At 72.8% G+C, this 20,098-nt stretch carries 19 protein-coding genes; 10 read left to right on the plus strand and 9 right to left on the minus strand.

Annotated elements, in window-relative coordinates; genetic code table 11:
• Positions 1-88: 88 nt before the first annotated feature.
• Genes ACFVFR_RS28360 through paaA form a run of 5 tightly spaced genes read right to left on the minus strand, consistent with a single transcriptional unit; the run spans position 89 to position 3,744 of the window.
• On the minus strand, positions 89-1,210 hold the full coding sequence (locus tag ACFVFR_RS28360; protein WP_383706785.1) for a 2Fe-2S iron-sulfur cluster-binding protein: 1,122 nt from the start codon (positions 1,208-1,210) through the stop codon (positions 89-91).
• The gene (paaD, locus tag ACFVFR_RS28365; protein WP_383706787.1) at positions 1,207-1,728 is read right to left on the minus strand and encodes a 1,2-phenylacetyl-CoA epoxidase subunit PaaD; all 522 of its coding nucleotides are present in this window, start codon (positions 1,726-1,728) and stop codon (positions 1,207-1,209) included. Before paaD ends, ACFVFR_RS28360 begins: the two co-directional genes overlap by 4 nt.
• Complete coding sequence (gene paaC / locus ACFVFR_RS28370) at positions 1,722-2,438, minus strand: 1,2-phenylacetyl-CoA epoxidase subunit PaaC (protein ID WP_383706789.1); 717 nt, start codon at positions 2,436-2,438, stop codon at positions 1,722-1,724. Before paaC ends, paaD begins: the two co-directional genes overlap by 7 nt.
• Positions 2,435-2,722: a 1,2-phenylacetyl-CoA epoxidase subunit PaaB gene (paaB, locus tag ACFVFR_RS28375; RefSeq protein ID WP_383706791.1), complete on the minus strand. Its 288-nt coding sequence runs from the start codon at positions 2,720-2,722 to the stop codon at positions 2,435-2,437. Before paaB ends, paaC begins: the two co-directional genes overlap by 4 nt.
• Positions 2,719-3,744 (minus strand): 1,2-phenylacetyl-CoA epoxidase subunit PaaA, encoded by a 1,026-nt coding sequence (paaA, locus tag ACFVFR_RS28380; RefSeq protein WP_383706793.1) that lies wholly within the window; start codon positions 3,742-3,744, stop codon positions 2,719-2,721. Before paaA ends, paaB begins: the two co-directional genes overlap by 4 nt.
• Positions 3,745-4,374: 630 nt before the next feature.
• Between paaA and ACFVFR_RS28385 the strand changes: the two genes are divergently transcribed.
• Genes ACFVFR_RS28385 through ACFVFR_RS28395 form a run of 3 tightly spaced genes read left to right on the plus strand, consistent with a single transcriptional unit; the run spans position 4,375 to position 7,237 of the window.
• The gene (locus ACFVFR_RS28385; RefSeq protein WP_383706795.1) at positions 4,375-5,073 is read left to right on the plus strand and encodes a DUF5819 family protein; all 699 of its coding nucleotides are present in this window, start codon (positions 4,375-4,377) and stop codon (positions 5,071-5,073) included.
• Positions 5,070-6,545 (plus strand): HTTM domain-containing protein, encoded by a 1,476-nt coding sequence (locus ACFVFR_RS28390; RefSeq protein ID WP_383706797.1) that lies wholly within the window; start codon positions 5,070-5,072, stop codon positions 6,543-6,545. The genes ACFVFR_RS28385 and ACFVFR_RS28390 overlap by 4 nt, the downstream gene beginning before the upstream one ends.
• The gene (locus ACFVFR_RS28395) at positions 6,542-7,237 is read left to right on the plus strand and encodes a TrmH family RNA methyltransferase (RefSeq protein WP_383706799.1); all 696 of its coding nucleotides are present in this window, start codon (positions 6,542-6,544) and stop codon (positions 7,235-7,237) included. Before ACFVFR_RS28390 ends, ACFVFR_RS28395 begins: the two co-directional genes overlap by 4 nt.
• Positions 7,238-7,279: 42 nt before the next feature.
• On the opposite strand, the gene ACFVFR_RS28400 is transcribed toward ACFVFR_RS28395, so the two are convergent.
• Positions 7,280-7,600, minus strand: coding sequence for a DMT family transporter (locus ACFVFR_RS28400; RefSeq protein ID WP_383706801.1), 321 nt, complete (start codon positions 7,598-7,600; stop codon positions 7,280-7,282).
• Positions 7,601-7,620: 20 nt separating this feature from the next.
• Positions 7,621-8,025, minus strand: a complete 405-nt coding sequence (locus ACFVFR_RS28405) for a DMT family transporter (RefSeq protein WP_383706803.1) — start codon at positions 8,023-8,025, stop codon at positions 7,621-7,623.
• A 194-nt stretch (positions 8,026-8,219) separates the two neighbouring features.
• Between ACFVFR_RS28405 and ACFVFR_RS28410 the strand changes: the two genes are divergently transcribed.
• Positions 8,220-8,648, plus strand: coding sequence for a MarR family winged helix-turn-helix transcriptional regulator (locus tag ACFVFR_RS28410; protein WP_383706805.1), 429 nt, complete (start codon positions 8,220-8,222; stop codon positions 8,646-8,648).
• 210 nt (positions 8,649-8,858) lie between these two features.
• Here ACFVFR_RS28410 and paaN read toward each other — a convergent pair whose 3' ends face one another.
• Entirely contained in the window at positions 8,859-10,580 is a 1,722-nt protein-coding gene (gene paaN, locus ACFVFR_RS28415) for a phenylacetic acid degradation protein PaaN (RefSeq protein WP_383706807.1), read from the minus strand.
• A 173-nt stretch (positions 10,581-10,753) separates the two neighbouring features.
• On the opposite strand from paaN, the gene ACFVFR_RS28420 reads away from it, so the two are divergent.
• A complete protein-coding gene (locus ACFVFR_RS28420) occupies positions 10,754-12,376 on the plus strand; it encodes a 3-hydroxyacyl-CoA dehydrogenase (protein ID WP_383706809.1) in 1,623 nt (540 codons plus the stop codon).
• 2 nt (positions 12,377-12,378) lie between these two features.
• A complete protein-coding gene (locus tag ACFVFR_RS28425) occupies positions 12,379-12,966 on the plus strand; it encodes a TetR/AcrR family transcriptional regulator (protein ID WP_383706811.1) in 588 nt (195 codons plus the stop codon).
• Between the two features lie 151 nt (positions 12,967-13,117).
• Here the strand turns inward: ACFVFR_RS28425 and ACFVFR_RS28430 are convergent, their stop codons facing one another.
• Entirely contained in the window at positions 13,118-13,612 is a 495-nt protein-coding gene (locus tag ACFVFR_RS28430) for an Lrp/AsnC family transcriptional regulator (protein ID WP_383706813.1), read from the minus strand.
• A 174-nt stretch (positions 13,613-13,786) separates the two neighbouring features.
• On the opposite strand from ACFVFR_RS28430, the gene pdhA reads away from it, so the two are divergent.
• From pdhA to ACFVFR_RS28450, 4 genes are all read left to right on the plus strand, one after another.
• A complete protein-coding gene (gene pdhA, locus ACFVFR_RS28435) occupies positions 13,787-14,926 on the plus strand; it encodes a pyruvate dehydrogenase (acetyl-transferring) E1 component subunit alpha (RefSeq protein ID WP_383706815.1) in 1,140 nt (379 codons plus the stop codon).
• Positions 14,923-16,005 (plus strand): alpha-ketoacid dehydrogenase subunit beta, encoded by a 1,083-nt coding sequence (locus tag ACFVFR_RS28440; RefSeq protein ID WP_383706817.1) that lies wholly within the window; start codon positions 14,923-14,925, stop codon positions 16,003-16,005. The genes pdhA and ACFVFR_RS28440 overlap by 4 nt, the downstream gene beginning before the upstream one ends.
• A complete protein-coding gene (locus ACFVFR_RS28445) occupies positions 16,005-17,678 on the plus strand; it encodes a dihydrolipoamide acetyltransferase family protein (protein ID WP_383706819.1) in 1,674 nt (557 codons plus the stop codon). Before ACFVFR_RS28440 ends, ACFVFR_RS28445 begins: the two co-directional genes overlap by 1 nt.
• Positions 17,679-17,983: 305 nt before the next feature.
• Positions 17,984-18,925: an NTP transferase domain-containing protein gene (locus ACFVFR_RS28450; RefSeq protein WP_383706821.1), complete on the plus strand. Its 942-nt coding sequence runs from the start codon at positions 17,984-17,986 to the stop codon at positions 18,923-18,925.
• Positions 18,926-20,098 lie beyond the last annotated feature (1,173 nt).

Raw genomic sequence — 20,098 nt, forward strand, 5'->3', positions numbered from 1 at the left:
GCCGGACGTCGAGGCCCCGGCCGCCTGGGCTGGTGTCGCGCGGGCGGGTCAGCGGCCGGGGCGTACGGTCGGTGCGGCGGGTGGTCGCTCAGCGGTCGAAGTCGAGTTCGACCTGCTCGCTGACCGGGTGGGACTGGCAGGCCAGGACGTACCCCGCGTCGAGTTCCTCTGTTTCCAGCGCGAAGTTGCGGTCCATACGGACCTCGCCGGAGACCAGGAAGGCCCGGCACGTGCCGCACACACCGCCCTTGCAGGCATAGGGCGCGTCGGCCCGGTTGCGCAGCACCGTCTCCAACAGCGACTCCGTCTCGCCCACCGGCCATGTGCCCGACCGGCCGTCGAGGGTGGCGGTCACCGTGCTGTGGGCGGGGGCGACGCTGCTCGTGGTGGGAAGCGACTCGTCTGCCACGTGGAAGATCTCCTGGTGCACACGGGCACGCGGGACGCCCAGCTCGCGCAGGGCGGCGTCGGCGGATCGCACGAGGCCGTACGGGCCGCACAGGAACCACCCGTCCACCGCTGTCACGGGCACCAGCGCCGGTAGGAGGTCGGTCAGCCGTTCCCGGTCCAACCGGCCCGACGGCAGGCCGACCTGCTGCTCCTCGCGCGAGAGGGCGTGCACGAGTTGCAGGCGGTCCGGGTAGCGGTCCTTCAGGTCGGCGACCTCCTCCAGAAACATCGTGGAGGCGGCGGAGCGGTCGCTGCGTAGGAGACTGAAGCGCGCGGTGGGGCGGCGGGCCAGGAGGGTCGCGGCGATGGACAGCACGGGAGTGATGCCGCTGCCGCCGACGATGGCCGCGTAGTGCCCGCCGCCGCCCGCCCGACCGTCGCCCCGCTCCCCGTCCGCCGCCGGCGTGGGCTCGACATCGAGGACGAACCGGCCGGTCGGCGCCATCACCTCCACGTCGTCGCCCACGGCGAGTTCCTTGAGCGCGTACGTGGAGAACTCGCCCCCCGCCACCAGCCGTACGCCCACCCGCAGGCTCGCCGGTCCGGCCGGTTCGGTCGCCGGTGAGCAGATCGAGTACGTGCGTCGTATCTCGGTGTCGCCGGTGAAGCGGCGTAGGGCGATGTGCTGTCCGGGCGTGTAGCGGTAGAACTCGCGCAGGTCGGGCGGGACGGCGAAAGTGATCGCTACGGCGTCGTCGGTGAGCCGTTCGGTGGCCGTCACGCGCAACGTGTGGAACGCGCTGTGGCGGGCCGCGCTCATGACAGCTCCTTGAAATGGTCGAAGGGTTCGAGGCAGGACTCGCAGCGGCGCAGCGCCTTGCAGGCGGTGGAGGAGAACCGGCTGAGCAGGCTGGTGCGCGTCGAGCCGCAGTGCGGGCAGCGGATGGCCAGGTCCACCGCGACCGGCCCGCTGGTGGCCGGACCACCGGTGGCGCGCGGTGGGGCTATGCCGTACTCCCTGAGCTTGCGACGACCGTCGGCGCTGATGGCGTCGGTGGTCCAGGGAGGCGAGAGCACCGTGTGGACCTCGATCTCCGGCATGCCGTGCGCGTGCAGCACCTGCTCGATGTCGGCGGACATGGTCTCGATCGCCGGGCAGCCCGTGTACGTCGGGGTCAGCTCGACCTCGACCCGGCCCGGCCCGGTGACCCGCACGGCGCGCAGTACGCCGAGCTCGGCGAGGCTGAGCACGGGCAGCTCGGGGTCGGGGACGGCGCCGGCGGCCTCCCACAGCTTCCGCTCCAACGGCGTTTCCTCCACGGGGCTGGACGTCACCATGTCGCCCCCGGGTGGCTGCGGTGCAGATGCTGCATCTCGGCCAGCATGCGGCCGAAGGGCTCGGTGTGGATGCCCTGGCGACCGCCGCCGGCGGCCCACGCGCCCGTCTGCGGACCGCTGGGCAGGGTCAGGGTGGCCTGCCGGAGCACCGTGGTGACGCGGTCCGTCCACCGCTCCCGCAGCGTCACCCAGTCGACGTCCAAGCCCTCGATCGGCTCGAACGCCTCGCCGGTGTACCGCCACAGCCCGTCGAGGGCCCGCTGTATCCGTTGGTGGCTCTCGGCCGTTCCGTCGCCGAGGCGCAGCGTCCAGTGCTCGGCGTGGTCGCGGTGGTAGTCGACTTCCTTGACCGCCTTCGACGCCAGGGCGGCGAAGGCGGAGTCGCCCTGGGCCAACTCCTCGTACAACAGCCGTTGGTAGCCGGAGAAGTAGAGCTGACGGGCGATAGTGTCGGCGAAGTCGCCGCGTGGCTGCTCGACCAGCTGGAGGTTGCGGAAGGCGCGTTCCTCGCGCAGGTAGGCGAGTTCGTCCTCGTCGCCGACGAGGGAGAGCAGCACGCGTGCCTGGCCGAGCAGGTCGAGGGCGATGTTGGCGAGGGCCAGCTCCTCCTCCAGGACGGGGGCGTGCCCGGCCCACTCCCCCAGCCGGTGCGAGAGGACCAGGGCGTCGTCGCCCAGGGCCAGCGCCGCGCTTGTGGGTGTGGGGTTCATAGGTGCCGTACTCCCTCGGGGATGTCGTAGAACGTCGGGTGCCGGTACGGCTTGTCGGCCGCGGGCTCGAAGTAGGAGTCCTTCTCGTCCGGCGACGAGGCGGTGATCTCGGTGGAGGGCACGACCCACACGGACACACCTTCCGAGCGCCTGGTGTACAGGTCGCGGGCGTTGCGCAGGGCCATGGCGGCGTCCGGTGCGTGCAGGCTTCCGGCGTGTGTGTGGCTCAGGCCGCGCCTGCTGCGCACGAATACCTCCCACAGGGGCCAGTCCGCCGAGCTCATGCGATGTCCTCTTCCTGTACGTCGTGCTGCTGTGGGGCCTGCGGCGCGTGGTGGCCGTGCCCGCTTCGCCCGTCGTGCCTGGCCGCGTACGCCGAGGCCGCCTCGCGCACCCAGGCCCCTTCGTCGTGGGCCGCGCGGCGTTGGCTGATGCGCTGCTCGTTGCACGGTCCGTTGCCGCGCAGCACCTCGCGGAACTCGGTCCAGTCGATGGGGCCGAACGTGTGGTGTCCGCGCTCTTCGTCCCAGGTCAGGTCCGGGTCGGGGAGGGTGAGGCCCAGGGATTCGGCCTGGGGGACGCAGATGTCGACGAAGCGCTGGCGCAGCTCGTCGTTGGAGTGGCGCTTGATCCGCCAGGCCATCGACTGGGCGGAGTGCGCCGACTCGTCGTCGGGCGGGCCGAACATCATGAGGGAGGGCCACCACCAGCGGTCGACGGCGTCCTGGGCCATGGCGTGCTGTGCTTCGGTGCCCTGGCTGAGGGCGAGGAGCAGCTCGTATCCCTGACGCTGGTGGAACGACTCCTCCTTGCAGATGCGCACCATGGCGCGGGCGTAGGGGCCGTAGGAGCAGCGGCAGAGGGGGACCTGGTTGGTGATCGCGGCGCCGTCCACGAGCCAGCCGATGGCGCCGACGTCGGCCCAGGTCAGGGTGGGGTAGTTGAAGATCGAGGAGTACTTCTGGCGACCGGCGTGGAGGCGGTCGAGGAGTTCGTCGCGACTGGTGCCCAGGGTTTCGGCGGCGCTGTAGAGGTAGAGACCGTGGCCCGCCTCGTCCTGCACCTTGGCCATCAGGATGGCCTTGCGACGCAGCGAGGGCGCCCGGGTGATCCAGTTGGCCTCGGGCTGCATGCCGATGATCTCGGAGTGGGCGTGCTGAGCTATCTGCCGCACCAGCGAGGCCCGGTAGGCGTCGGGCATCCAGTCGCGCGGCTCGATGCGCTCCTCGGCGGCTACCGCCTCGTTGAACCGTGCCTCGTGAGCCGCGTCGTCCTGTGTGCCGGCGTCCGGCGCCATCGTCGTCATGTCCGCTCCTCGCCACCCGACCCGCAGGTCGTCGAGAGACCTCGTCGGTCGATGCGTCCGCGAGCTGGCGCCCGAACCCATCAGCCGACCGACCGATCGTTCGGTTCAATGGTCTCCGGTGCCTCAATCGGTGTCAAGGCTGTGGATAACTCGGAGGTGCTGTGCTGAGTGAGGCACCGTAGGTACCGTCTCCGGGCGTATGTGGGAGCGGTGCGGTGCGCCGCCAGGATGGGAAACGGGGTGGGTATGCAACCGGACGAGCGAGCCGAACGGCCTGAGCAGGCCGGCGCGGGCGGCGCAGCGCCGGATGCGTGCGGGCCGGACGCGGGGTCGGTGCCGCCGCGCGCGGCGGCACCCGAGGTCACGGAGGCGGCCGGTGCCGCGCCGGAGGGCGTTGCCGAGCCCGCGGGCGGAGAGACGGGCTCGGACGCCGGTGACGCGCCGGTGGGCGCGTTGCCGAGCCACGGGGCGCGAGCGTGCCCCGACGCCGACGCCGGGCTGGGGCACGGGTCGGGAGCGCGCTCCGACCTCGACGACGGCCCGGGTGGTGGCGCCGTTGTCAGACCGCGCCCCCGCCCCTGGCCCGGGGTGGTCGCCGCGGACCCTCTCGCCGCCCGCTCCGCCGGTGACGTGGGGCGGGGCCGTCTCTCGTTGCCGGGGCAGGCCGTCATCGGGGTGGCGATAGCGGTGGCGGTGGTGGCCGTCGCCGTGCATCTGGCGATGTCGTTCCTGCACGTAGCGCCGTCAAACACGGTCAGCCGAAAGCACAGTGAGGCGATCGGCGACTACATCTATCCGGAGTTCGAGCAGAACTGGAAGCTCTTCGCGCCCAATCCACTCCAGCAGAACGTCGCCGTGTACGCGCGCGCCGAGGTGCGCACGCCGGAGGGCGGCAAAGCCGTCACCTCCTGGACCAACCTGACGGCCCAGGACGGCGCCGCCATCCGGCACAATCCGCTGCCCAGCCACTCGCAGCAGAACCAGCTGCGCCGTGCCTGGGAGTTCTACTCCAGTTCGCACGACGCGCGGGAGCAGCCGATCGGACTGCGCGGTCAGCTCTCCGAGCAGTACGTTCGCCGCATGGTGGCGCACCGCTTTGGATCGGAGCACGAGGGCGGGAGCGTGGAGCGGGTGCAGGTGCGGTCGGCCACCAAGCCCGTCGCGCCGCCTTCCTGGAGCCAGGAGAGCATCGACGTCAAGGCGGTCTACCGGGTGCTTCCGTGGTGGACCGTCACGCGCGACGACCTGCCCGACGGCGAGCCGGGGGGCGGCGTGGCGCTCGGCGAACGGTCGTCCCGGAGCGGCCAGGCCAAGGAGAGCGACCGGTGAACCTCCGCACGCTGGGAGGCCGGCTGGAGAGTGCCGCGGCCCGTGGCCAGGCCAGGATCACGGGCAGGGCGCTCGGTCCGTACCAGAGCGCCATCGTCAGGATCGGGTTCTCCTTCACCTGGCTGCTGTTCCTGCTGCGCGAATGGCCCCACCGCCAGGTGCTGTACGGGCCGGACAGCCCGTGGGCACCGGACATGGCGCGCCAGCTCATCGACGGGACGGGCTCCTTCACCACGCTGATGTGGTCGGACGGCCAGGCGTGGTTCGAGGCCGTGTACGCGATAGCCGTGATCTCCAGCGCGCTGCTGATGCTGGGGTGGCGTACGCGCACGATGTCCGTGCTCTTCATGGTCGGCGTGCTCTCGCTGCAGAACCGCAACGTCTTCGTGGGCGACGGCGGCGACAACATCATCCACCTGATGGCCATCTACCTGGTCCTCACCCGATGCGGACAGGTGTGGTCGCTGGACGCCCGCCGTGCCGCGCGGGAACTCCGGTCCGCCAACGCGCCGACCTCCCACTCCTTCGGGGAGGGGAGCCCGGCGGGGGCGGTAGGGCGGGTGCCGGGCCCCAGGGCGGCGGTGGAGTCGGCGGACGGCGGGCCGGCCAAGCGCCTGGGGGCGTTCGCGAAGCCCGGTGCGCCGGCGCACGAGCCACCGCGTCCACGCGCGGAAGGCGCCGACGGCCATCCGACGAGCCCGACCGTCACGGCACGCACACCCGGGGACCTGCCCGGCGCCATGCGGCGCGCCAGCCCCACCGACCCCTCGCGTCACACGGGTCTGCTGGGGAGTGACGGCACCGGTGTCGTGCTCTGGACGCTGCTCGGCACCACGCTCGCCGTCGTCACCGCGCTGGGCAAGCTCAGCGCCGGCTGGGCGCTGGTCTTCTGGGGGCTGTGGGCCGCCCACGCGGCATGGTGGGCCGTGTGCCGGTACGCGCCCGGGGAACCGCGCACGGTGCTGGAGGCGCTCGGCAACCTCGCCCACAACGCGGCCCTGGTCGTGATCATGGGCCAGGTCTGTCTGATCTACGCCACCGCCGGCTGGTACAAGATCCAGGGCACCCGCTGGCAGGACGGCACCGCCGTGCACTACCCGCTGCACCTCGACTACTTCTCGCCCTGGCCCGCCCTGACCGACGTGCTGGGCAGCAGCGGGACGATGGTCATGCTGCTCAGCTACGGCACGGTCTTCGTTCAGGTCGCCTTCCCCTTCGCGCTGCTCAACCGGCGGGCCAAGAACGTTCTGCTCGCGGTCATGATGCTGGAGCACATCGGCATAGCCATCGTGCTCGGGCTGCCCTTCCTCTCCCTCGCGATGATCGCGGCGGACGCGGTGTTCCTGCCGACGAACTTCCTGCGCTGGCTCGGCTCCGTCATCCAGCGGACCCGGCACCGGCTGCGCCGGCGCGCGCCCCTGGCGGTCGGTCGCGACGCTCGGGCGCCGGCGGACCGTACCCTCGTGGGGTGACCAGCCAGACCTCATCCCACGCCTCGGACCAGCCCGTTCCCCCGGTCGACGGGGACGAGCCGCTCCAGTACGACGAGGGCTTCCAGCCGCGGATCGGGGTGGGGCCGCACCCGCGACCGTGGCCCACCGGCGATCGTTACGACCCGCAACTGCTCGCGCAGGGGGACCGTCGCAACGTCGTGGACGGCTACCGCTACTGGACGCACGAGGCGATCGTCGCCGACCTGGACACGCGGCGGCACGACTTCCACGTCGCGGTGGAGAACTGGAGCCACGACTTCAACATCGGTTCCGTCGTGCGGACGGCCAACGCCTTCCTGGCGAAGGAGATCCACATCGTCGGCAACCGGCGCTGGAATCGGCGCGGGGCCATGGTCACCGACCGCTACCAGCACATACGGCACCACCCGGACACCGCCGACCTGACGGCGTGGGCCGCCGGCGAGGACCTGCCGATCATCGGGATCGACAACCTGCCGGGCGCCGTGGCGCTGGAGCGCGTCGAGCTGCCACGGCGCTGTGTGCTGCTGTTCGGGCAGGAGGGCCCCGGGCTGACCCCGGAGGCACGGGAGCGGGCGAGCATGGTGTGCTCGATCGCGCAGTTCGGTTCCACCCGGTCCATCAACGCGGGTGCGGCGGCGGCCATCGCCATGCACTCCTGGGTGCGCGTACACGCGACGATCGCCGACTGACCTCGGGAGTCGGGCGCGGCCCCGCCGCGTCGAGCGGGTGGCTCAGGCACCGGCCGAGAGCTTGAGGCCGATGACGCCGCCGATGATCGCGATGAAGGAGATCACCTTCGGGGTGGTGATCCGCTCCTTGTACAGGATCGCCCCCAGCGTGACGGTGCCCAGCGAACCGAGGCCGGTCCAGATGGTGTAGCCGACGCCCACGTCCAGCGTCTTCAGGGACAGGCTCAGGAAGTACACGCTGACGACGGTGGTGCTGATGGCGGTGACGGAGGGCCACAGCCGGGTGAAGCCCTTGGAAGCGTTGGTGCTCAGCGCGAAGGCCACCTCGAAGACGGCGGCGATCAGCAGATAGGTCCAGGCCATGACGGTCGGCTCCTTGCCGTTCAGCGAGCGGCCGGCGCGCTGGTGGGGTCCGCGCCTCCGGTCGGGCCCGGCGGGGTCGCGGACCGTGGTTCGGTGGTGTCCGGGGTGGAGCCGTCGGCGAGCTTGAGGCCGATCACGCCGCCGACGATGGCCACGAAGGAGATCACCTTGCCGAGGCCGAGCCCCTCGTGGAACAGGACCGCGCCCAGGCTGAGCGCGCCGAGCGAACCGAGGCCGGTCCAGATGGTGTAGCCGACGCCCACGTCCAGTGTCTTCAGGGACAGGCTCAGGAAGAACACGCCACACGTCGCGGCGGCGACGGTGAGCAGTGAGGGCCACAGCCGGGTGAAGCCCTCGGTGGCGTTGGTGCTGAGGGCGAAGACCACCTCGAAGACGGCGGCGATGAGCAGGTAGATCCAGGCCACGGCGGTGCTCCCTGGGCGGTGATGGGCCGGGTACGAGGCGGGGCGGGCGGCGGAAGGGGCGCGTACGAAGGGGGCGCCCGAGGGTGCGGTGAGGTAGCGTCGAAGAGGTAGATTGTATGTATGTGCAAATTCTCTCGGGAGTTTGTCTCTACGGGTAACCTCATGTCAAGTGGCCTGGGTTGCGGGAGGGTTCGATGGGTGACGAACTGCTGTGGGGCGGCGTCCTCGCCCTCCACGCGCGCGTGGAGCAGCGGCTTTCCGTGGCCCTACAACGCCAGCACGGCCTCGGTCTCTCGGAGTACCGCGCGCTGGGGCACCTGACGTCGGCCACCGCGTCCGGGCTCCGCATGCAGGAACTGGCGGCCAGGGTCGGACTCAACCAGAGCTCGACCACCCGGCTCGCCGGACGTCTGAACGCGGCCGGCTTCGCCTTCCGGGACCTGTGCGCGGACGACAAGCGGGGCGTCTACACCGTCATCACGGACGCCGGTCGCGCGCGTCACGCCGAAGCGCGGGGGACGTACGAGGCCACACTCGCCGCCGCGCTCGCCGACGCCGCCAACGACCCCGAACTGGGCGCCCTCGTCAAAGCCCTGCGCTCCGCTTCGCCGCAACCGGCCTAGGCACGGTGCGGGCAGGGCACGCGTCGCCTCGCGTCGCGGCTCGCTGAACGGGCATTCGCCCTCGGCGTCGGTGCCCAGGGAGCGGCCGGACCTCCTGGTCGGGCGCCAAGGGCAGGCGGGACGCCGGCTGCGGCGAGGCTGCCGTCGTCACGGCCCCCCAAGGCGCCCCCGCCGGTGGCATCGCCGAACCGGCGGAGGCACGGGACGCGATCACGCCGGGCGGCGCACCTCGATCGTGCGGAAGCGGTTGGCCACGAACGCGCCGTCGCACAGGGCCGCGTTGGCCGCCGGGTTGCCACCCGAGCCGTGGAAGTCGGAGAAGGCGGCGGTCTGGTTCACGTAGACGCCACCCGTCAGGTTCAGCGAGAGCTGGGCGCACTCCTCCAGGCATGCCTCCTCGGCCAGCCGCTCCATCTCCGCCGACGTGGTGTACGCGCCGACGGTCATCGCGCCCTTGTGGCGAATGGTGTGCCGCAGCAGCTCCACACCCTCGGGTGTGGAGTCGACGGCCACGGCGAAGGAGATCGGGCCGAAGCACTCGGAGAGGTAGGCGGCGTCCGCGTCCGGGCTCTCCCAGAACTTGCGGGCCCCGTCGGCCTTGACGATCGTCGGCGTACGCACCGTGGCGCCGGGAAAGTCGGGGTGGGCGACCACGCGCGAGGCCAGAGCCACCTCGCCCAGCGCCGCGACTCCCTCGACCCGCTCCTTGACCTGCGGGTTCACGATGGCACCCAGGAGGGCGTTGGCCCGCGCGTCGTCGCCGAGCAGCCCGTCGACGGCGCCCGCGAGGTCGCTGACCACCTCGTCGTACGTCTTGGGGCCCGCGTCGGTCTGGATGCCGTCGCGGGGGATGAGGATGTTCTGCGGGGTGGTGCACATCTGGCCGCTGTACAGGGAGAGGGAGAACGCCAGGTTGCTCAGCATGCCCTTGTAGTCGTCCGTCGAGTCGACGACGACGGAGTTGACCCCGGCCTTCTCCGTGAAGACCAGCGCCTGCCGGGCGTTGGCCTCCAGCCAGTCACCGAACGCCGTCGAGCCCGTGTAGTCGATCAGCCGGATCTCCGGGCGCACGGCGAGCGTCTTGGCCAGCCCCTCGCCGGCGCGCTCGGCGGCCAGCGCGACGAGGTTGGGGTCGAAGCCCGCCTCGGACAGCACCTCCCGGGCGACCCGCACGGTCAGCGCGAGCGGCAGCACGGCCCGCGGGTGCGGCTTGACCAGCACCGGATTGCCGGTCGCCAGCGACGCGAACAGGCCCGGGTAGCCGTTCCAGGTGGGGAAGGTGTTGCAGCCGATCAGCAGCGAGATACCACGGGGGACCGACGTGAACTCCTTGTTCAGGTGGAGCGGGTCCCGCTTGCCCTGCGGCTTGGACCAGGTCGCCGCCCCCGGGACGCGCCCCTGCTCCTGGTAGGCGTACGCCACCGCCTCCAGCCCGCGGTCCTGCGCGTGGGGCCCGCCCGCCTGGAGGGCCATCATGAACGCCTGGCCCGAGGTGTGCATGACGGTGTGCGCGAACTCGTGCGTCCTGGCGTTGATCCGGGCCAGGATCTCCAGGCACACCACGGCGCGGGTCTCCGGGCCGGCCTCCCGCCAGGCGGGGATGGCGGCCCGCATGGCCGGGAGCAGGACATCGACGTCGGGATGCGGATACAGCACACCCAGCTCGATGCCGTACGGGGACACCTCGTCGCCCACCCACTCGTCCGTGCCCGGCTGCGACAGCTCGAAGCGGGTGCCGCGCAACGCGTCGAAGGCCGCCTGGCCCTCGCCGGCGCTCAGGGTGGTGCGCCCGGCCTCGTCCGTGCCGCCGTACGCCTTCGGGTGCTCGGGGTGCGGTGACCAGTACGCGCGCGTGCCGATCGCCTCCAGCGCCCTGTCGAGCGTGGGGCGGTGCTTCTCGATCAACTGGGCTGCGGTGAGCTCGGTGGTCATGGAGGACCAACTCCTCGGCGAGCTGGGCGGGACGGGGGACACAGAGCTAGATTAACCGAACGATCGGTCGGGACAAGGGGGTCCGAGGAACCTGTGGACAAACATCGAAAGACGCCCGGATTGGGCCTGTGGATAACCGACGCGTGGACCCATCTTCGGGGAGGATCAACGACATGAGCACCGCATCCGGAGCCGCCGCCCACACCAGCAAAACCGCCCCTGAGCCCCCTGTCGCCACGCCCGGGACCAGCCCGGCAGCGGCTCCGGGGATCGCGCGAAGCCGGACCGTGGCCGTCGTCGGCACCGGCACCATGGGGCAGGGCATCGCGCAGGTCGCCCTGGTCGCGGGGCACCCGGTGCGGCTGTACGACGCGCTGCCCGGCCGCGCCGCGCAGGCCGCCGACGCCATCGCGGCCCGCCTGGACCGGCTGGTGGACAAGGGCAGGCTGCCCGCCTCCCAGCGCGACCTCGCCCGCGCCAGACTGCTGCCCGCCGACGCCCTGCCCGAACTGGCCGACGCCGCCCTGGTCATCGAGGCGGTGGTGGAGCAGCTCGCGGTCAAGCGCGAGCTGTTCACCGAGCTCGAGCGCGTCGTGACCGCTGACTGCCTGCTCGCCACCAACACGTCCTCGCTGTCCGTCACCGCGGTCGCGGGCACGCTCCAGCACCCTGGGCGGCTCGTCGGCCTGCACTTCTTCAATCCGGCACCGCTGCTGCCGCTGGTCGAGGTGGTGCGCGGATTCGCCACCGACGAGGCCGCCGCCGACCTCGCGTACGAGACCGTCGCCGGTTGGGGCAAGACGCCGGTGCGCTGCGCCGACACACCCGGCTTCATCGTCAACCGCGTCGCCCGCCCCTTCTACGCGGAGGCGTTGCGCTGTTACGAGGAGCGGGCGGCCGATCCCGCCACCATCGACGCCGTGCTGCGTGAGTCGGGCGGCTTTCGCATGGGCCCCTTCGAGCTGACGGACCTCATCGGTCAGGACGTGAACGAGGCCGTGACCCGGTCCGTGTGGGACGCCTTCTTCCAGGACCCGAAGTTCACGCCCTCGCTCGCCCAGCGGCGGCTGGTCGAGTCCGGGCTGCACGGCCGCAAGACGGGCCGCGGATGGTTCACGTACGCCGACGGCTCCGGCGCCGAGCCGCCGGTAGGGCGGCCCGCCGCGCGGACCGCCGCGTCGCAGCCGCCCCCCGAGGCGGTGGTCGTGCACGGTGACCTGGGGCCGGCGGCGGTGTTGCCCGAACTCATATCCCACGCGGGGATCAAGGTCAGCTACCAGGGTGGGGCCGACGGCGAGGCGGGCTTCGTCGAGCTGCCGGGCGGCGCCCGCCTCGGCCTCACCGACGGCTCAACCGCCTCGGCATCCCCGTTCGCCGACACCCTGCGCTTCGATCTGGCCCTGGACTACCGCACCGCCACCCGCGTCGCGCTGGCCGCGTCCGATGCCGCGCGCCCCGCCTCGGTCGAGGCAGCCGTCGGCCTCTTCCAGGCGCTGGGCAAGACCGTCAGCGTCATCGACGACGTACCGGGCCTGATCGTGGCCCGCACGGTGGCGATGCTCGTGGACTTCGCCACCGACGCGCAGGCCCGACATGTCGCCGAGGCCCACGACATCGACACCGCCATGCGGAAGGGGGTGAACTACCCGCGCGGCCCGTTGGAGTGGGGCGACGAACTGGGCGCCGCATGGGTGCGGGGCGTGCTTGATCATCTGCACACCGCCTACCCCACCGGGCGCTACGCGCCGTCGCCCCTCCTGGTCCGCCGTGCGTCAGCACGCCGTGACCTGCTCTAATCGTGGCCATGGCCAAGCGCGACACCTATACGCCCGAATCGCTGCTCGCGGTCGCCGTCGAGGTGTTCAACGAGCGCGGATACGACGGCACCTCCATGGAGCACCTCTCGCGGGCCGCGGGCATCTCCAAGTCCTCGATCTACCACCACGTCAAGGGCAAGGAGGAGCTGCTGCGGCGGGCCATAAGCCGGGCGCTCGACGGACTGTTCGGGATTCTCCAGGAGCCCGCGGCACTCCAGGGCGAGGCCATCGACCGGTTGCAGTACGTGGTGCGGCGCACGGCCGACGTGCTGATGGCCGAGCTGCCGTACGTGACGCTGCTGCTGCGGGTACGCGGCAACACCGACACCGAGCGGTGGGCCATGGAGCGGCGGCGCGAGTTCGACCACGAGGTGGCCGAGCTGCTGAAGCAGGCCGCGGCCGACGGTGACCTGCGCCCGGACGTGGACGTACGGCTGGCCACCCGACTGCTCTTCGGGATGATCAACTCGATCGTGGAGTGGTACCGGCCGGGTCGGGGCGGCGCGGCGACCAGTGACGAGGTGGCCGAGGCCGTGGTGCGGACCGCGTTCGCCGGGCTGCGGGTGTGAGGTCGCGGACGCGGACCGGCGGACCGGTCGCGCCGCAGGTCGCACGGGTCGCACGGGCCGTGGCGGGCGCGCGACTCCGGCGGCGACGCGCTGTGGGGTGGCTGAGGCGGTCGGGGGATCGGCTGGGGCCCGGGACGGGTGTGCCGCCCGACTAGATCTCCGTGTCCAGGCCCAGGTCGGTCTCCTCGAAGACCAGCAGGGTGCGGGTGCTGAGGACCTCGGGGATGGCCTGGATGCGGGTGAGGACCAGTTCGCGCAGGGCGCGGTTGTCGGCGGTGTGGACCAGGAGCAGGACGTCGAAGTCTCCGCTGACCAGGGCGATGTGGGTGGCTCCCGGTAGCTCCTGGAGCTTGTCACGGACGGTGCGCCAGGAGTTCTGCACGATCTTCAGGGTGATGTAGGCGGAGGCGCCCTGACCTGCCCGTTCCTGGTTGACGCGGGCGCTGAAGCCGCGTATGACGCCGTCGTCGATGAGCCGGTTGACGCGGGCGTAGGCGTTGGCACGCGAGATGTGCACACGCTCGGCTACCGAACGTACGGAGGCGCGGCCATCCGTTTGGAGCATCCGCAGGATGTCGCGGTCGATCGGGTCGAGCGGCCGTGCGGGCGGCTGCTCGCTCGGGTTGGCCATCTGTTCGTCTGACATGGGCTCTCGCCTCCCCTCCTTGGACGCACTGCGTTTATCTCAGGCTGTGGATAACCGTTTGTCCACAGGCTAGGCCCGCCTGTAGCCAAAATGACGAGGCGACCGAACAATCGGTAGGGAAGGCGCGATGGCGCATCGCGTACTCGGACGCAGCCCCATGAGGAGGTGCTCGACATGACGGTCCTTGAGCAGCCCGGCTCCCATCGGCCCACCCCGCCCCCGGCGTGGCGGCCTCGTACCGACCCCGCACCGTTGCTCCCCGACGCGGAGCCGTACCGAGTTCTTGGTACCGATGCCGTGGCCGAGGCCGATTCGGGGCTGCTGCTCAGGCTCTATGCCGAACTGGTCCGGGGCCGTCGGTACAACGCGCAGGCCACGGCGTTGACCCGGCAGGGCAGGCTGGCCGTCTACCCCTCCTCGACCGGCCAGGAGGCGTGCGAGATCGCGGCGGGTCTCGCTCTGGCCGACCAGGACTGGCTCTTCCCCAGTTACCGGGACACGCTCGCGGTCATCGCGCGCGGGGTGGACCCCGTCGAGGCGTTGACCCTGCTGCGCGGTGACTGGCACACGGGCTACGACCCGAGCCGGTACCGGGTGGCGCCGTTGTGCACGCCGCTGGCCACCCAGCTCCCGCACGCCGTCGGGTTGGCGCACGCGGCGCGCCTCAAGGGCGACGACGTGGTGGCGCTGGCCATGGTCGGCGACGGGGGCACCAGCGAGGGCGACTTCCACGAGGCACTGAACTTCGCGGCCGTCTGGCAGGCGCCCGTCGTCTTCCTGGTGCAGAACAACGGCTTCGCGATCTCCGTGCCGCTGGCCAAGCAGACCGCGGCTCCCTCCCTCGCGCACAAGGGAGTGGGGTACGGCGTCCCCGGGCGACTCGTCGACGGCAACGACGCGCTGGCCATGCACGAGGTGCTCACCGAGGCCGTCGAGCGGGCGCGTACGGGCGGCGGGCCGACCCTGATCGAGGCCGTGACCTACCGCGTGGAGGCGCACACCAACGCCGACGACGCCACCCGCTACCGCGCGGACTCCGAGGTCGAGGCATGGCGTGCGCATGACCCGATCGAGCTGGTGGAGCACGAGCTGCGAGCGCGCGAGCTGTTGACGGACGAGGCCATAGGGGAGGCGCGCGAGGCCGCCGAGCAGATGGCGGCCCGCCTCCGCGAGCGGATGAACGCGGACCCGGCGCTCGAACCCATGGACCTGTTCGCGCACGTGTACGCCGAGAAGACGAGCCAACTGCACGAGCAGGCGGCCCAACTGCGCGCGGAGCTCGACGCCGAGCTCGACCCGGAGGAGGAACGATGACCACCGCGGCCGTCCCCACCACCCGCAAGGCCGGGCACAAGCCCGCCAGTATGGCGCAGGCGCTGACCCGGGCCCTGCGCGACGCCATGGCCGAGGACCCCACCGTGCACGTGATGGGCGAGGACGTCGGCAGCCTCGGCGGTGTCTTCCGGATCACCGACGGGCTGGTCGACGAGTTCGGCGAGGAGCGCTGCACCGACACCCCGCTGGCCGAGGCCGGCATCCTGGGCACGGCGATCGGGATGGCGATGTACGGGCTGCGGCCGGTCGTCGAGATGCAGTTCGACGCGTTCGCCTATCCCGCCTTCGAGCAACTGATCAGCCATGTCTCGCGGATGCGCAACCGCACCAGGGGCGCGCTGCCGATGCCGCTGACCATCCGCATCCCGTACGGCGGTGGCATCGGTGGCGTCGAGCACCACAGCGACTCCTCCGAGGCGTACTACATGGCGACGCCCGGCCTGCACGTGGTGGCGCCGGCGACCGTGGCCGACGCGTACGGCCTGCTGCGCGAGGCCATCGCCTCCGACGACCCGGTGGTCTTCCTGGAGCCCAAGCGGCTGTACTGGTCGAAGGCCGACTGGGTGCCCGAGCGGCCGGAGCGGGTCGCACCGATCGGGCGCGCGGTGGTCCGTCGTACGGGCCGCAGCGCCACCCTGATCACCTACGGCCCCTCGGTGCCGGTCTGTCTGGAGGCCGCCGAGGCGGCGCGGTCCGAGGGCTGGGACCTGGAGGTCGTCGACCTGCGCTCGCTGGTGCCCTTCGACGACGCGACGGTGTGCGCTTCGGTGCGCCGCACGGGCCGGGCCGTCGTCGTCCACGAGTCCACCGGGTTCGGCGGACCCGGCGGGGAGATCGCCGCCCGGGTCACGGAGCGGTGCTTCCACCATCTGGAGGCGCCGGTGTTGCGGGTCGCGGGCTTCGACGTGCCCTATCCGCCCCCGATGCTGGAACGGCACCACCTGCCGGGTGTGGACCGGGTGTTGGACGCGGTCGCGCGCCTTCAGTGGGAGGCCGACTGGACGACGGAGCCGGGGCGCGAGCGTGGGACCGAGGGACGCGCTGGGGGTGTGCGCTGATGGCGGTGGTCCGCGAATTCGCCCTCCCCGACCTCGGGGAAGGGCTGACCGAGGCGGAGATCGTGCGTTGGCTGGTGGCCGTCGGCGACGTGGTGGCGGTCGATCAGCCGGTGGTGGAGGTCGAGACCGCGAAGGCGATGGTGGAGGTGCCCTGCCCGTACGGGGGCGTGGTCACCGCGCGGTTCGGCGAGGAAGGCACCGAACTGCCGGTCGGCGCGGCACTGCTGACGGTGGCGGTGGGTGACACGGCCGAGCCGGCCGGCCCGAGCACGGGCGGCCCGAGCACGGCCGGCCCGGGTGCGGGCGGCCCGGGTGCGGCGGACTCCGCCGACACGACCGACCCCGGGATCTCGGGGGACGGCGCCGACGGCGCGGAGGGCTCGGGGAACGTCCTGGTGGGTTACGGGACGGGGGCGCCGGCCGCGCGGCGGCGCCGGCTGCGCGCCGGAAAGCTGACCCCGGTCGCCCGCGTGCCCGAATCGGTGGGCGTCGCCACGGGCGCGCCACGGGACGCGGGTCCGGCCGCCGGAAGCGCGCCGGACGGACGGGACGAGGCGGCGCGCGAGGTCGACGCGCGGCCTGGGGCCCGGGGCGCTGCGGGGCCGAGCGACGCGACGCCAGGAGCCGGGGCGACGGCGACCGGTTCAGTCGCGACAGCCGAGGTCGGCGCGGCCAACGGCGTCGTTCCCCCGAGGCGGTTGGTGCCGGTGATATCGCCGCTGGTACGCCGGTTGGCCCGGGAGCACGGGCTCGACCTGGGCGCGGTGGCGGGGACCGGACCCGACGGGCTGATCCTTCGATCGGACGTCGAGCGGGCCGTCGCGGCGGCCGGGGCACCGGACGCGGCGGCCCGTCCGGGGCTGGCCGGCGAGCGGGCGGGCGGCGCGGCCCGGGCGGTCTCGGCGCTGGAAGCGGAGCGGCAGCGGGTGCCGGCCGGCGGGTCGGGGGCGCTGGGGCACGGGCACGGGCATGACGGTGCTCTGGGGGCGGAGCGGATACCGCTGCGCGGGGTGCGCGGGGCGGTGGCCGAGAAGCTCTCCCGTAGCCGTCGGGAGATCCCCGAGGCGACGTGTTGGGTGGACGCCGACGCGACCGAGCTTCTCGCGGCGCGGACCGCGATGAACGAGGCGGGGGACCCCAGGGTCTCGCTGCTGGCCGTCCTGGCGCGGATCTGCACGGCCGCGCTCGCCCGTTTCCCCGAGCTGAACTCCACGGTGGACACCGAGGCACGCGAGATCGTCCGGCTCCCCGCGGTGCACCTGGGCTTCGCCGCCCAGACCGACCGTGGCCTGATGGTGCCTGTCGTACGCGACGCGCACCGGCGGGACGTGGTGGACCTCTCGGCGGAGTTCGCCCGGCTCACGGAGAGCGCGCGGGCGGGGCGGCTCACCCCGGCCGAGCTGACCGGCGGCACGTTCACGCTCAACAACTACGGGGTGTTCGGTGTGGACGGATCCACGCCGATCATCAACCACCCCGAGGCGGCGATGCTCGGTGTGGGCCGCATAGCCGACCGGCCCTGGGTACACCGTGGTGAGCTGGCGGTACGCCGGGTGGTGCAGCTTTCGCTGACCTTCGACCACCGGGTGTGTGACGGCGGCGTCGCGGGCGGGTTCCTGCGCTACGTGGCCGACTGCGTCGAGCAGCCGGCGGTGCTGCTGCGCACGCTGTAGCGCACGGGCCCGGCGGGTGGGCGCGCGGGCGGTCGCGGTACGGCGGGCGCGCGGCCCGACCCGGCCCAGCCCGCCCCGACCCAGCCCGCCCCGACCCAGCCCGACCCGACCCGTCCCGCCCCGGGCCACGGGCGTGGGCTGGGGAGTTGGGGCCGCGCGCGGCCGACGCCGGGCTGGGGCTCGGCCGGTGTCGCGGGGCGGGCCTGACGGCAAGGCTCTTGTGGGGCGAGCGGGGCGGGGAGGGCTCTGTGAGGTGACGTGGTGGGCGGCCATACTCGGGGCATGACGGGTGAACGGATGAGCGGGTGACGTACGACGCCGTCGTGCTGGCCGGTGGTGCCGCGCGACGGCTCGGGGGAGCGGACAAGCCCTCGCTGAGCGTGGGGGGACGTTCGCTGCTCGACCGGGTGCTCGGCGCGTGTGGCGACGCGGGGCGCACGGTCGTGGTCGGCCCGCGACGGCCGACGGTGCGCTCCGTCCGCTGGGTGCGCGAGGACCCGCCGGGCGGCGGGCCGGTGGCGGGACTGGCGGCTGGCCTGCGGGAGACGACGGCCGAGGTCGTGCTCGTGCTCTCGGCCGACCTGCCGTTCATGACGCGCGAGACGGTGGGGGCCCTGCTGGCGATCCCGCCCGGTGACGAGGGTGCGCAGCTCGTCGACGCGCGGGGGCGGGAGCAGCCGTTGGCCGCGGCGTACCGGGCCGAGCCGTTGCGCCGTGAGCTGGGCCTGTTGTACGCGGAGCACGGCCGGTTGTCCGGGCTGCCGTTGCGACTGCTGACCGGTGAGCTGCGGCTGCGCGGGTTGCCCCAGTACGCCGACGCCGCGTTCGACTGCGACACCTGGGACGCGGTGGGCGCCGCGCGGGCGAGGATCAGGGAGCATGGCCGTGTGCTGGATGAATGGATCGACACAGTCAAAGCGGAACTCGGCATCGACCTCGACGTCGACACGGCGGCCCTGCTCGACCTGGCCAGAGACGCGGCACACGGCGTGGCCCGGCCGGCCGCGCCGCTGACCACCTTCCTCGTGGGGTACGCGGCCGGCCGCGCGGCCGACGGCGGTCCGGACGCGGTGGCGGAGGCGACCCGCAAGGCGGTGGCGCTGGCCGCGCGTTGGGCGCGGGAGAGCGCCGAGGGCGGCACGGGCACGGCCGCGACCGAGGACACGGAGCCCGGCCCCGTGGTCCCGGGCGCGGGTGGCCCCGAGGGGCCCGGTGCGACCGGAGCCCCGGAGCGGTCAGCGGAATGAGCGGCCGACAACGTTCGGGCCCGACCGGCGACGAGAGTGCCGAAGCGGCCCTTGAACGCGCGACGGAGGAAGCGCTCGCCGTGGCGGCCTCGGGTCGGGCCGTACGACCGGGCGAGCGGCTGGAGCCCGCCCGGCACGCGGACGCGAGCCCGGGCGCGGCGGACGGGGCGGGCGCCGACCCCGGTCGCGATCACGGCGCGGGCCAGGTTCCCGGGTCCGGGCGGGCCCGGAGCGGTGGCCGCGCCGGAGACGTCGACGGCACGGGTCCGGGCGGGACGGACAGGGTGTCGCGGGGGCGCGGCCAGCGGCGCGCGGCCTCGCAGGTGCCGGAACCGTCCCGGACGGACGGCGTGGAGCGGACCGCCGACCGCGCCGGGGCCGCCGCCGCCGAGGTGCCGGGGGGCGACGCTTCGTACGGCGCTGATGCTGGATTCGGGAGCGGGAGCGGGAGCGGAGGCGGGGTGGGTGTGGGTTCGGGCGGTGGTGAGGGGGCTGGTCGCGGTGTGGGGTGTGGGGTCTCCGGTTTCGGAACGGGCACTGGTTCCACCGCCCCCGCCGCCGATGTCTTCCCCGCCGACGTGAGTGGGGGCGTCGGTGGGTCGGCCGGGATGAGTGGTTCCGTCGCGAGCGATGCCGCTGGTGACAGTCCTGCCGGTGCTGGTGCCAACAGCCGTGCTGGTGCTGGTGCCGACAGCTGTGCTGGTGCCGACAGTGGGGCTGGCATCGGCGCTGGTGCCAGTGCTGCTGCTGGTGACCGCGGTGCCTCTGGCGCTGACCGCGGTGCCTCTGGTGCTGACCGCGGTGCTGGCGGCGGTGTCGGCGTTGGGGGCGCGGTGCGGGTCGTCGGCGGTGCCGGGGCTGGCGATGGTGTTGGTCTTGTCGGTGGTACGGATTCGCGCGGGGGCGACGCTCCGGGTACCGCCCCCGTGTCAGGCTCGGCAGCCAGCCCAGCCAGCCCAGCCAGCCCAGCCAGCCCAGCCAGCCCAGCCAGCCCAGCCAGCCCGGGGGGTGTGCACGATGGGTGTGGTGGCCCGCGTTCTTCGGGTGGGGCAGGCGATTCTGACGGCTCGGGCGTCGGTGGCGGCCTGGTCAGCACGGTCGGACCGGGGGCGGGTAGCGGCGGCGAGGCGCGCGGTGGTCGCGGCGCTTCGTGGTGTTCGGACGAGGCGCGTG

Origin of the sequence: Streptomyces sp. NPDC057702 (assembly GCF_042799315.1) — a bacterium.
Classification (GTDB): domain Bacteria; phylum Actinomycetota; class Actinomycetes; order Streptomycetales; family Streptomycetaceae; genus Streptomyces.

Excerpts from the sequence above, each read along its gene's own strand:
- ACFVFR_RS28360 (WP_383706785.1), bottom strand. The coding sequence starts at position 1,210 with ATGAGCGCGGCCCGCCACAGCGCGTTCCACACGTTGCGCGTGACGGCC.
- paaD (WP_383706787.1), bottom strand. The coding sequence starts at position 1,728 with ATGGTGACGTCCAGCCCCGTGGAGGAAACGCCGTTGGAGCGGAAGCTG.
- paaC (WP_383706789.1), bottom strand. The coding sequence starts at position 2,438 with ATGAACCCCACACCCACAAGCGCGGCGCTGGCCCTGGGCGACGACGCC.
- paaB (WP_383706791.1), bottom strand. The coding sequence starts at position 2,722 with ATGAGCTCGGCGGACTGGCCCCTGTGGGAGGTATTCGTGCGCAGCAGG.
- paaA (WP_383706793.1), bottom strand. The coding sequence starts at position 3,744 with ATGACGACGATGGCGCCGGACGCCGGCACACAGGACGACGCGGCTCAC.
- ACFVFR_RS28400 (WP_383706801.1), bottom strand. The coding sequence starts at position 7,600 with ATGGCCTGGACCTATCTGCTGATCGCCGCCGTCTTCGAGGTGGCCTTC.
- ACFVFR_RS28410 (WP_383706805.1), top strand. The coding sequence starts at position 8,220 with ATGGGTGACGAACTGCTGTGGGGCGGCGTCCTCGCCCTCCACGCGCGC.
- paaN (WP_383706807.1), bottom strand. The coding sequence starts at position 10,580 with ATGACCACCGAGCTCACCGCAGCCCAGTTGATCGAGAAGCACCGCCCC.
- ACFVFR_RS28420 (WP_383706809.1), top strand. The coding sequence starts at position 10,754 with ATGAGCACCGCATCCGGAGCCGCCGCCCACACCAGCAAAACCGCCCCT.
- ACFVFR_RS28430 (WP_383706813.1), bottom strand. The coding sequence starts at position 13,612 with ATGTCAGACGAACAGATGGCCAACCCGAGCGAGCAGCCGCCCGCACGG.
- pdhA (WP_383706815.1), top strand. The coding sequence starts at position 13,787 with ATGACGGTCCTTGAGCAGCCCGGCTCCCATCGGCCCACCCCGCCCCCG.
- ACFVFR_RS28440 (WP_383706817.1), top strand. The coding sequence starts at position 14,923 with ATGACCACCGCGGCCGTCCCCACCACCCGCAAGGCCGGGCACAAGCCC.
- ACFVFR_RS28445 (WP_383706819.1), top strand. The coding sequence starts at position 16,005 with ATGGCGGTGGTCCGCGAATTCGCCCTCCCCGACCTCGGGGAAGGGCTG.